Source organism: Zarconia sp. (genome assembly GCF_057467645.1).
Genome location: NZ_JBRJXU010000016.1, coordinates 1 through 11,026 on the forward strand (window position 1 = coordinate 1; position 11,026 = coordinate 11,026).

The following is an 11,026-nucleotide window of genomic DNA, read 5'->3' on the forward strand; positions in this document are numbered from 1 at the left end:
AGTTTTTTGGCGATCTCCCACGGGGGTATACGGTGAGTTGTACGGGAATTTCGGGCGATCGAATCCTAGGTTGTGCGGTGAGTCATACGAAGATTTTGGGCGATCGAATCCTGGGTTGTGCGGTGAGTTGTACGAAGATTTTGGGCGATCGAATCCTAGAGTGAGTGGTGAGTTGTACGAAGATTTTGGGCGATCGAATCCTGGGGTGAGTGGTGAGTCATACGAAGATTTCGGGCGATCGATATTCTGAGGTCATGACGATCGCACTCAGGGGTAGATGACGATCGAAATCCGGTCTCGAGTGCGATCGCGATCGCAATTTCAAACACCAACCCACGATCGCACCGAGCCTGGATAATTCACGCGAAACCCCAATCTCGATCGAACCTCATGAAGAATGCCGGCTAACCATTTTGTCGATCTAAAAATTGAGCGATCGCAGTCTTAAATGCTTCCGGTTCTACTAAAAAAGCCCAGTGATTGCCCGGAACCATTTGAATTTTCAGATTCGAGAGATACTTTTGATACGGCTTGAGTTGCCAGTCGTAGCGGTTCACCCCAGATTCCGGCTGCACGAATAGGGTGGGAACGCTCACCGGCTGCGTCAGTCCGGGCACTCGCAGCACCGCATCGAAGATTTCATTGCGGGCGGCAACGGTAAATTTGCTCCCCCATCCACCATCGGACTTCGGTTCGATACTCTGGCGAAAAGCTGTCTCTTGGAAAAGAGTCCAGTCTCGGTATTGTTTCATTTGGCGAGCTTTGGCAAGAGCGGCTTCCTCGCTCTCGAAGGGTCCCATCCCTTGAAGAAACGGTAAAAACCGGTAAAACAAGGGAAAACTGAGCCGCAAAATTCCCGGCATACCGTAGACGAAAATCGGATCGACGAGCACCATACTTTGCAACCGTTGCGGGTGTTGGGTTGCCCAGATGGTGGCGACTTTACCGCTCCAGGAGTGACCGACGACATGGGTTGCAGACCAGCCCAGGATATCCATTAAGGCTTCCAAATCGGCAATGATGCGATCGAACTCGTAACCGCCATCGGGTTTGCTGCTGTCGCCGTGACCGCGCATATCCACCGCCACAACATGGTAGCGATCGCTCAAAGCTTCTCCCACTGCCGACCACACTAGGGCGTTATCCGCCAACCCATGCAGCAGCAGCAGGGGAATCGAACCTCGTTCCCACTCTAGATAAGATAGGTGAATATCTCCGACCTGCGCCGTTTTGCGGATACCTGGCATGGCGTTGTGCCCCCTCGTTCACTTGTTTGAGACCTGAATATTATCCGATGAGGCAGACTCCAGGAAAAGCAAGATACTCTAACGTCAGTTTTGGATAAGACGGTTTTGGGTGAGGGTAGGGAATGGGGGATGGTTAGAATCGCTGGTGATTTGTCTTGCCGTAGATTTAGTGTCGTCAAGCCTGCAATCGCAACACTTGACCGATACACTGGCGACACCCGCGCATCGAGCGCCTCTTACCAATGCTCCTTTCCCTACACCCCAAACCCCTTAACCGATCGCACATCAGCTTAACCGTTTATTCCCGATCGATGGTAGGTTTGTTCCGCAACCCGCTTGAGGCGACGCAACTGAGCCAGCATATCTTCTTTCGTCCATCGGGCGGCAAAGCGATCGAAGCCAAACTGAACGATGGGATTGGGAATTTTGAACTCGAAACGATTGACGAGCAGGGTTCCGTCGGTTTGGGGACAGCATTCCCAGCGATCGCGCCCGGTGAAAAACCCGTTGAATTGCCACACGACTAAACCGGGTTTGCGCTCCACCACTTCACTATATAAAGCGGGCTGCAAAATGGGAATCTTGATGATAAAACGGCTTTTGGCACCGATTTGGGTACTCCACTCCCCAACAGCTTCGCATCGCAAAGCGGGATTGAGCCATCGGTGCATCAATTCGAGATCGGTCAAACATTTTTCCACAGCAGTGGAACTCGCAGCAATTTGAATAGATTGTTCGAAAACCTGAAGCGGGGCCATACAGTGAAAAAGCGGGGTAAAACGCGCGGTAAAAGAGTCGGGAATGGGGTTTTCCCAATGTTAACAAATATGAATCCCTTAAGAATAGGGCTCGGCGCTCGATCGAGATACTCGATATGCACCTAGTTTGCTATGGGGGTGCCGAGTTTACCATCAGGCATAATCGTTCGAGCGAGATTGACTTCGGTAAACTTCGTGCCATCAATCTCAGCCCCGATGAGATTCGCCCCTTCGAGATCTGCCCCTTCGAGGTCCGCATCGCTTAAACTAGCTCCTTTGAGGCGAGCGCCTTTCAGATTCGCTCGTTCGAGACGAGCAGCATTTAAGTTGGCGCTGCGAAAGTTCGCTCCAATCAAATGAGCGCCGCTCAGGTTCGCTTTTCGGAGTTTTGCCCCACTCAAATTTGCCCCGCCGAGGTTCGCACCGCGTAAATCGACCTCTAAGGCGTTAACGCTGACTAAACTGGCACAGGTTAAGTCCGCACCAATCAATTTTGCTCCTTTGAGTCTCGCACCGGTTAGGTTTGCCCCGCTGAGTCGGGCATCGTTCAGATTTGCGCCACTGAGATTGACAAACAGCAGCATCGTCCCGCTTAAATCCGCTCCCCTTAAATCGACATTTTCAAAATTCTTTTCTCCACTGGCATAACGCTCTAGAAGCTCTTTTTCAGTCATGAGTACCTCTAGCGCGTGAGAAGTCTTCCAAGGAAGAACAGAAGCGTCGAACCTTCATGCTTACTTTTTTAGAGCGCGAGTCAGCTCAACTCCAAAAAACACGACCTACCATCGACTCACCCCTAACGGTACTCTCTGGATCGGGTTTGGAAGCTGAGGCGCGAACTCGCTGCGATCGAACTTTTATGCCAGTTGAACTCAGCTTCCCATTCAAACTTAAATCTCGATCGAGAATACTCACTTAAATTACTTGAAATCGGGTTTTCATCTACTGAATCCCGCTCCAAGGAACTGATACTTTAGCTGTCTGCAACGAGCCGTTGATGTGCTAAGTCACGAATCAAAAGGATTTTGGAGCTGATGTAATCACTCAGGATGTGAGTTTCATCCCGATTTAGCGCTCTCTCCTGTTTGAATTGTTTCATCAGCCATTGTACCAGACTCGCATCGTCGAGGGTCAAGAGTACGTTTGTCTGAGTGGCTTCGATCGATGACCAGAGCTGCCGTAACATTACAGGTGTCATACGGATCTCCTTGAGAACATTGGCTGAATAATTTAATTATTATTTCCGAATCTCATCCTAACTGTATTCTTGCTTACCAGAGTGCTATTAGATGTAAAACGCAACAAAACTTGCCGTTTGCTTAATACAACCCACGATCGATACAAACTAACATTGACGAATTAATATGGGGGCGGAGGGACTTGAACCCTCACGACTGTCACCAGTCAACGGATTTTCATCCTCTCGCAACTTTCGCTGCTGTCTCGATCTAGAGACTTTGAGAATTGGACTCTCCCTTTACCCTCGGCTAAACGTTAGGGTAGCTCCCGTCGAGTCTCTGCACCTTCTAGAACCGTTGCTCTAGCTTGGCTCAGGATTGCCTTGTCCGGCGTCGGATTTAGGTTTCCCTGAATTTGAGAGCGTTCACTCGAAAGATTTCTCGATCGAGGCCCAGATTTCTAAGTCCGTAGCGTCTACCATTCCGCCACGCCCCCTTAGAAGCTTGCGCCTATATATTTGACCATTATTTGGTACCTTCGCGCAACTTTTTTGCCCAAATCGCCCAAAATGGTTGTCAACCAAGCATTTCATCTGCCAGCGCGCAATTTTCCTGGTGCGATCGCACCGCATGTAGGTTAAGGTGAGCTTCGGGGGCAAAAGAGACACGAAAGAGGGGGGAGACACGGGAGACAGGAAAGAGGAGAATCATTCAATCGATCGTTCCGAATTCCGCGCTTCCGAATTCCACATTCTATATTCTCTCTTGCTAACAGAAATCCAATGATTGAAATGAGCGAAAAGCAAGAAAATTTCCGTCCCAGCATCGACGATCTGGCAAAAATTATCGATCTCGAAATCGATGCGGAATATCGCTCGGGGGTGGAAGAAAATTTTGCCAACCTCACAGAAATTGCCCAACGGGTCATGGAATTTCCCCTAGATTCGAGTATCGAAATCGCACCTAAATTCGAGCCGTGACTTGAGACCATGAACTTAGACCTTGCGACCCTCGATGCTATTGCGATTGTCACGGCTATTCGATCGGGAAAAGTCAGTGCGAAAGATGTGATTTCGACAACCATTCAACGCATCGATCTCGATAACGAAAGCCTCAACTGTTTTACCGAAATTACCCGCGATCGGGCAATCGATCGTGCCGAAATCATCGATACTCAAATCGCTCGAGGAGAAGACCCCGGCATCTTGGCGGGGGTTCCCTTTGCGGTCAAAAATCTCTTCGATGTTGCCGGAATCACAACCCTTGCCGGATCGAAAATTAACGCCTCCCATCCTCGGGCCACCAGGGATGCCACCGCCGTTGCCAAACTCCAACAAGCCGGGGCAATTTCGATGGGAACCCTGAATATGGACGAGTACGCCTACGGGTTCGTCACAGAAAATGGCCATTACGGGGCAACGCGCAATCCCCACGATCGCACTCGAATTGCTGGGGGGTCTTCTGGGGGGTCCGCTGCGGCGGTAGCAGGCGGATTGGTTCCCCTGACATTGGGTTCGGATACCAACGGTTCGATTCGAGTTCCAGCGGCTTTGTGCGGGATTTTCGGATTGAAACCCACCTACGGCAGACTATCGAGATCGGGAGCAGCGTTGTTTTCTGGGAGTCTCGATTGTATCGGACCGATGGCGAGATCGGTACGGGATATTGCCGCAGCCTTTGACATACTCCAAGGGGTCGATGCCGGCGATCCCATTTGTACCTCTCGTCCCCCACAGCCGACGTTACCCGAACTCGCTCGGGGCGTTGAAGGATTGCGGATTGCCGTTGCCGATGGCTATTTCGTCCAAAATGCCGAAACGAGTGCGATCGAAGCGGTGTCAGCGGTCGCTGGGGCACTAAACGTTACCCGGCAGGTATCGATCCCCCAAGCCCATCGAGCCAAGGCTGCGGCGTATATCATCACCGCCAGCGAAGGGAGCAACCTGCACTTGGCAAATTTGCGATCGCGCCCGGAGGATTTCGACCCGGCAACCCGCGATCGCTTCCTCGCCGGGGCATTGATTCCAGCCACCTGGTACTTACAATCCCAGCGATTTCGCCAGTGGTTTCGCCATCGGGTGCAAGAAATTTTTCAAGAGGTGGACATCATTCTCGCTCCCACAACCCCCTGCGTTGCCCCGAAAATCGGGCAAACGACAATGGAAATCGATGGCCAAGAAATGCTGGTTCGTCCCCATTTGGGACTCTTTACCCAACCGCTTTCGTTTATCGGTTTGCCGGTATTATCCGTGCCCGTTTGCCGTGCCAATTCTCTACCGTTGGGGGTACAAATTGTGGCTAAACCTTACGATGAATCTCTCCTATTGCGGGTTGCCGCTTATTTGGAAAAGCAGGGTATCGCGCGGGTGGGAACGGTCCAAATGTAGGTTTGGGACTTAACGCGGTGTGCGCTCTTTTTGCGCTCGAAAGGATGGTGAGCGAGTCGAAAAATTCCCCTTGTCCCCTTCCCCCTTCCCCCGTGCGAGAGGATTTTGGAGAATTAAGTTGCACGTGGCGTTACTTAGGTTTGGTACATCGAGTACGATTTGGGAAATCCACTAACGGATTCAACGTAAACTGAAGCACCTGGAAATAGGGATTTGAGCCGATCGAGCGTGAGAACGCGGGTGCTGTTCATTTGCTGCCATATAAACTGTTTTCCCTGACGCTGCCATCGCGCGAGGCATGTTTGTTGCAACCAAGATGGATACAACCACCAAAACGGAAGATTGCAGTGGGCTTCGATGGGAAACCACATCGATGGGGTTTGCACCCAGTATTGCGGTGCCAATCGCCGGACGTTTTGGGCAAAATTTGCTTGGCGATCTGGGAGTCCGACGTGTTCGATAACGCTATTGCTAAAAACCAGATCGAATTCCCCATCCGCTAATTCTTTCAGATCGCAAGCATCTGCGCTCAAAATGCGGTAGGTTCGTCGGTAAGACCCGGAAAGGTGTGAGAATTGGGAACCGAAATTCACGAGGGTAATATCGAGCTCGAAATCGAAGGTTTCCCACAATTCGGGAAGTCCGCCGAGATCGATAATTCGCATTCCCGGTTGGAGTTGCATGCGTTGAGTAAACTCTTGCATCCTCCGCGCGCGCCAATTGCGCTGCATCCGATATTTTAATGCTTCGATGACCATCGTTCTTTTTGGGTGATACGTCTAAACTCGCGCCTGTTTGAGCATTAGCAAACCGCGTTTAACTTCTTGGGAGAACGAGCGATGGGTCAGACAAGAATTCCCACAGGCAACGCTACCAAATTTCGTGCAACTGACCATTTGCGATCGCAAGGTCCGGGCTTTTTCGCCATACCAGATTTCTTTAGCCCCATGAGTTTTGACATTACCAATAAAGGGATAAAACCAACACATGATGACATCCCCTGTGGGACGAATGTAGTATTCGCGCAAACTGACCCGGCACGGAGATACGCCGTGATAAACGGGCTGGCGAACAAAATGATTGGATAACCCCCGAAGTTTGGCAACACTGGTTTCGATCGGCGCCCCTTGCTGTTTCAAGGTCACTAGGATCTCAACGACTTCCTCTAAAGTATCTAAATCCCGGCGATCGTCCAACCACAGTTCGGTTTCTACCTCTGATTTTTGGCGTCTGGGTCTGACAGCAGAAAAGTCGATGGTAGTAGCTCCCACTTGCTGTGCCCATTCAACCAGCTGGGGAAGATAGCGAAAGTTTAGTCGGTGGACGGTGGGTTTAATCCGAATGGGAAAATTGAGACCTTGTTGCTGCCGTTGTAATGTTAAAAACTCAAGCCCCTGCGTAATTCGCTTGAGAGAACCGGGAACGCCTCTCACAAAATCGTGAATGTCCGGTGTTGCGGCATCTACGGAAATATCGATATTCGTCGGTCGTGCTGCCACCACTCTTTCAACAGTGCGGCGATTGAATGCCGAACCATTGGTGATAACGCCCCAGCCAATTTTTTCTCGATGGCAAAATTCTAGGAGATCGACAAATCCGGGTTTGATAAAGGGTTCCCCACCGGAAAATTGAATGATGTACGAACCAATAAACGAGCGCAAACTTAAAAGAGCATTTTGCCATTGCTCGATCGTCATTTCCTCACAATATTTTTCTTTGCGCCAGAAGTTACAGTAACGACATTTATAATTGCAGTGCTCGTTAATTTGACCGCGAATGGCAATGGGTCGCGTGGCATCAAAACCGGTTTGGAGATAGAGCGCTTCTACAGATTCTTGAAGAATGTGTTTCCCGGTTCGAGAGAGTAATTGTTTTAAAAGCATAGCAGAAGTTTCTGGTTGACATTCGTGTTAAAAGCGTTAGTTTGTATCCGTTGTCATCATCATGATTTTCGCTCGGGAAGACTTGCCAGAAAGCGACGGGTAAAATGCGCGTATTCTGGTGGATAACCTAGATCGATCGCGGCGCTTATCTCGAGTCTTCGACGATGTAAAAATCGATCGCTGACTAATATCAGTAATAATACGTATTTCAAATTGAAACAGCCATAAATCCGCCTAACTTTATCAAATCTTTATCCGTAAAATCCTCAGTAATCAACGGGAGAGGAAATGCCGATCGAACAGCAAATTCCCCATTGAATGGGACACTGAGGAACAAGACACCCTTGCTCGATCGGCTGAGTGACGAAATCGAGTATTTCTACGAGGTTTTGCACGAGCTTTATATTTGGTTTATTCGATTTTCAGTAAATATCATCAGGTCAAGGTGAGTGCTCTGGGGTATGGGGGAAAGAAGTCGGTCGAATGTGTCCGAACCGATATGGCAACTGCTATATAACCGTTCACCCATGCCCTGAACCCTTCTGCGTGTCTGGGTCTAATGCGATCGCTGACAACTCGATCGCTCCCCCCAAGCACCTTTTCCTGAGGGATTCGTGGCAATCAGTTCGACGTCTCCAGCTTCATTGAGAATCCACCCCGTGGCTTCAATGGAAGAGAAAGATTCGGGTGTGGGAACTGGTAACTCGACGGTCGTGTCCGCGCTTGTTTCCGTTACGGATGAAAAATCTTGCCAATCCTGCCATACCGTTTCAGGGGCGATGGGGTTGGTGGGGTTTTCTGGGAGTCCTCCCCGTCCGGTGACGATGAATTGACTGTTGGCATAAGCCCCGCAGCCGGGAACCACTCGCTCAGTCGGATCGACAGGGCTTTCGCTTAACTGCACTAATCCCACACCGGCATCGACATCGGGGGTTTGAATATCCACCACGCCGCTAAATTGCGCCCCAAGTGCTGATGTCGCAGTAATATCGCTGTTGGGGGTTTGAAAATCTCGAAACTGGGTGCCGAAAATGCCGGTGGCGACAATGCTCACCCCTCCGCCCAATCCGGTTTGAGCATTGGCAGTAATATCGCTATTTTCCAAGGCGACGAGGGTTTGAGTATCGATGGAAATATTCCCTCCATTGCCACGGTTACCAGCTTCTGCGGTAATTTGGCTTCCGTTGCGCAGTTGCAGCCGGTCTCCAACTTCCAGGAAGAGGTTACCCCCTTCTCCCGATGCGCTCGAGGCCGCAATACGTCCCCCGGTCTCGAGAAATACGACCTCGGTCGCTATGCGCATATCTCCCCCATTCCCCAACCCTTGATTGTCAACCCCCACTCGAGCTCGATCTGAGATCGTTAATCGAGGGGTATTGAGGATAACCGTTCCCGGATTGCCCGAGGGAATGGGTGGCAATCCCAGAATTCGTTGAATCGGCACATTAGCTGGGGCATCGGAACTGAGAGTGCTCGGAAGAGAGGTTTCTTCCCGGACTCCCCGAACTTCGATCGATTCCGTGGTCGTTACCCTCAACTCTCCCCCCGCACCGCTCGCTAGGGTAGTGGCCACCACTCGTCCCCCGTCGAGAACCCGCAACCGGGCCGTTTCGATAGTCGTATCGCCCCCGTCCCCGGCACCCTGCGTAGCGGCCGATAATGCACTGCGAGTAGTATTCGTACCGGGTCTGGTTCGATTAAATCCGATAACTTCCACCTCATCGGCAGCCCGCACGACGACATCTCCACCGCTGCCCGTTCCTCGGGTTAAAGCCACCAGCACGCCACCATCGCGAATACTCAGACGGGAAGTGGAGAGGGTCACATCACCCCCATCTCCGGCTTTAAAGGTACTAGACGTTATCGCACTCAAAGCCAGCTTGCGAAGGGAAGAAGCGCCTGTGATGTCGACGGAGTCCGGGGCATCGATGGAGATATTGCCGCTGTTTCCCGCACCAAAGGATACCGAATAGATTCTCGCACCATCTTCTAGGGTTAAAGATGGCGTGGAAATGGCGATCGCACCACTATCTCCCGCGCTCGCCGTTTGTGTCCTCAAACCGCCAGAAATCCCATTCGGGTCGGTACCGCGAATGTCGATCGACTCTGAGGCGCGAACGGTAATCTCTCCTGCGGGTAAAGTCCCCTGAGTGTTGACAAAAGTAAGGGAACCATCGGTCATCGCAATGCGCCGTCCCACCAGTTGAATCCCGCTTCCCCCCGTTCCACTGGCATCAACTAAAGCTGCTGAAGAGAATTGAATGTCCCCAAAGTTTCGATCGAAATTTTGCGTATCTTCTGGGTAATCTAATCTCCAACCGAAAGATGTGGGAGTGAGGTTCACTAGTCCTTGGATCGCACTGCCGATGTCGATGCGTCCGCTGGGGGCGGTGAGGAGTCCGCCGTCTAGGGTGACATTTCCCCCAACCAATGCGAGAGTTCGACCCGGTTGAACTTGTAGTCCCCCATGAGTGACTCTTTCGAGAGGCGATAACGTCGGATCTTGTGGAGAAGTTAAACGATGTCCGGAACCTTCAACTCGAATTCCTCCGGGATTTCGATCGAATTGTAAGCCAATCGGAACGCTCACGGTTAACAATGGTGGCGCGTTGGGTTCGGTGGTACGGAAGATGCTGCCATCCTCAAACAACAAACTCTCGGCAGTACTGCCAAGAAACGAGCCACCGATATCGAGTCGGGCATTGGGTCCGAATTGGATGCCGCTAGGGTTGAGGAGAAATAAATTGGCATTGCCGTTGGCGCGAATCAACCCGTCAATATTGGAGAGTTGTCCTCCGGTGACGCGAGTGATGATGTTGTCGATGGTGAGGGGGTTGTCGAAATAGGCCGTTCCGACCGTATCGAGGTTGAAAACCCGGAAGCTGTGGAAGAGGTTGCTACCGGCTTGAGTGCCCCCGGTAATCCGTTGCAGCATCCCTTCGATTGCCACCATCGAATTATGGGGCAGAGTCGTATCGGGGAGGATTTGGGCTTGGGTGGTTTGGGCCGGACCCACCCCACTCAGTCCCAGTAGAATTGCGCCGATTCTCAACGCCATTGGAGATCGAGTGTTGAGAGCGTTTTGTCGTTCGAGCTTCATTTTTAAAATGTTTTTTATAGCAGTTCGCGCTGGTATGATTACAGATTTTCAGTCATGGGGAACGGGGAATGGGGAATGGGGAATGGAAAAAACCGATTTTTTCAAGAGTGTAAATAAACTGATGGCGAAGCGCTATAAAGTGTTTTTTGTATTATTCGATTCGATCGCGCAAAAACAATCGATCGACTCTCGATTAAGAGCGCTCGATCCACTCAATGCAGTGGAAAATTGGTCGATCGAGCGCCAGATATAGCTGTCGCGCCTTGCAATTAGGACACTCGTGAAGGTGGGCAACGAGCGCTTCGGGGGCAGCGGTCGGACCCCGAGTATGCGCGCGCCTACGCAAGGGAACGCCGACCGTTGGGGGGGAAGACCGAATGGGTTAACTATAGCCGTCGCCAAGGCGGTTAGGACACTCGAGAAATCAAGCTCAAGGCTCGCATTTTCTTCTCTCCCCCTACTCACCGCGATTG

General features: G+C 51.2%; 11 protein-coding genes. 4 read left to right on the plus strand and 7 right to left on the minus strand.

All coding sequences use genetic code 11. From position 1 onward, the window contains the following. The coding region (locus AC2215_RS02640) for a hypothetical protein (protein WP_486808399.1) at nt 1-250 on the plus strand (250 nt) is incomplete at its 5' end. Nucleotides 251-404: 154 nt separating this feature from the next. Here AC2215_RS02640 and AC2215_RS02645 read toward each other — a convergent pair. The 4 genes from AC2215_RS02645 to AC2215_RS02660 all read right to left on the minus strand — a co-directional run bounded on the left by AC2215_RS02645 (nt 405) and on the right by AC2215_RS02660 (nt 3,203). Then, a complete protein-coding gene (locus AC2215_RS02645) occupies nt 405-1,247 on the minus strand; it encodes an alpha/beta fold hydrolase (protein WP_486808400.1) in 843 nt (280 codons plus the stop codon). A 290-nt stretch (nt 1,248-1,537) separates the two neighbouring features. Further along, complete coding sequence (locus tag AC2215_RS02650; RefSeq protein ID WP_486808401.1) at nt 1,538-2,005, minus strand: SRPBCC family protein; 468 nt, start codon at nt 2,003-2,005, stop codon at nt 1,538-1,540. 122 nt (nt 2,006-2,127) lie between these two features. After that, entirely contained in the window at nt 2,128-2,679 is a 552-nt protein-coding gene (locus AC2215_RS02655) for a pentapeptide repeat-containing protein (RefSeq protein ID WP_486808402.1), read from the minus strand. 299 nt (nt 2,680-2,978) lie between these two features. Then, a complete protein-coding gene (locus AC2215_RS02660) occupies nt 2,979-3,203 on the minus strand; it encodes a hypothetical protein (RefSeq protein WP_486808403.1) in 225 nt (74 codons plus the stop codon). A 771-nt stretch (nt 3,204-3,974) separates the two neighbouring features. On the opposite strand from AC2215_RS02660, the gene AC2215_RS02665 reads away from it, so the two are divergent. Beyond that, nucleotides 3,975-4,163, plus strand: a complete 189-nt coding sequence (locus AC2215_RS02665; RefSeq protein ID WP_486808404.1) for a DUF4089 domain-containing protein — start codon at nt 3,975-3,977, stop codon at nt 4,161-4,163. 9 nt (nt 4,164-4,172) lie between these two features. Then, a complete protein-coding gene (locus AC2215_RS02670; protein WP_486808405.1) occupies nt 4,173-5,570 on the plus strand; it encodes an AtzE family amidohydrolase in 1,398 nt (465 codons plus the stop codon). A 134-nt stretch (nt 5,571-5,704) separates the two neighbouring features. Here the strand turns inward: AC2215_RS02670 and AC2215_RS02675 are convergent, their stop codons facing one another. From AC2215_RS02675 to AC2215_RS02685, 3 genes are all read right to left on the minus strand, one after another. Next, entirely contained in the window at nt 5,705-6,328 is a 624-nt protein-coding gene (locus AC2215_RS02675; RefSeq protein WP_486808406.1) for an SAM-dependent methyltransferase, read from the minus strand. Nucleotides 6,329-6,349: 21 nt separating this feature from the next. Then, nucleotides 6,350-7,453 (minus strand): radical SAM protein, encoded by a 1,104-nt coding sequence (locus AC2215_RS02680; RefSeq protein WP_486808407.1) that lies wholly within the window; start codon nt 7,451-7,453, stop codon nt 6,350-6,352. A 556-nt stretch (nt 7,454-8,009) separates the two neighbouring features. Then, the gene (locus tag AC2215_RS02685) at nt 8,010-10,553 is read right to left on the minus strand and encodes a two-partner secretion domain-containing protein (RefSeq protein ID WP_486808408.1); all 2,544 of its coding nucleotides are present in this window, start codon (nt 10,551-10,553) and stop codon (nt 8,010-8,012) included. Between the two features lie 121 nt (nt 10,554-10,674). Between AC2215_RS02685 and AC2215_RS02690 the strand changes: the two genes are divergently transcribed. Continuing rightward, on the plus strand, nt 10,675-10,806 hold the full coding sequence (locus AC2215_RS02690; RefSeq protein ID WP_486808409.1) for a hypothetical protein: 132 nt from the start codon (nt 10,675-10,677) through the stop codon (nt 10,804-10,806). The last annotated feature ends 220 nt before the right edge of the window (nt 10,807-11,026 follow it).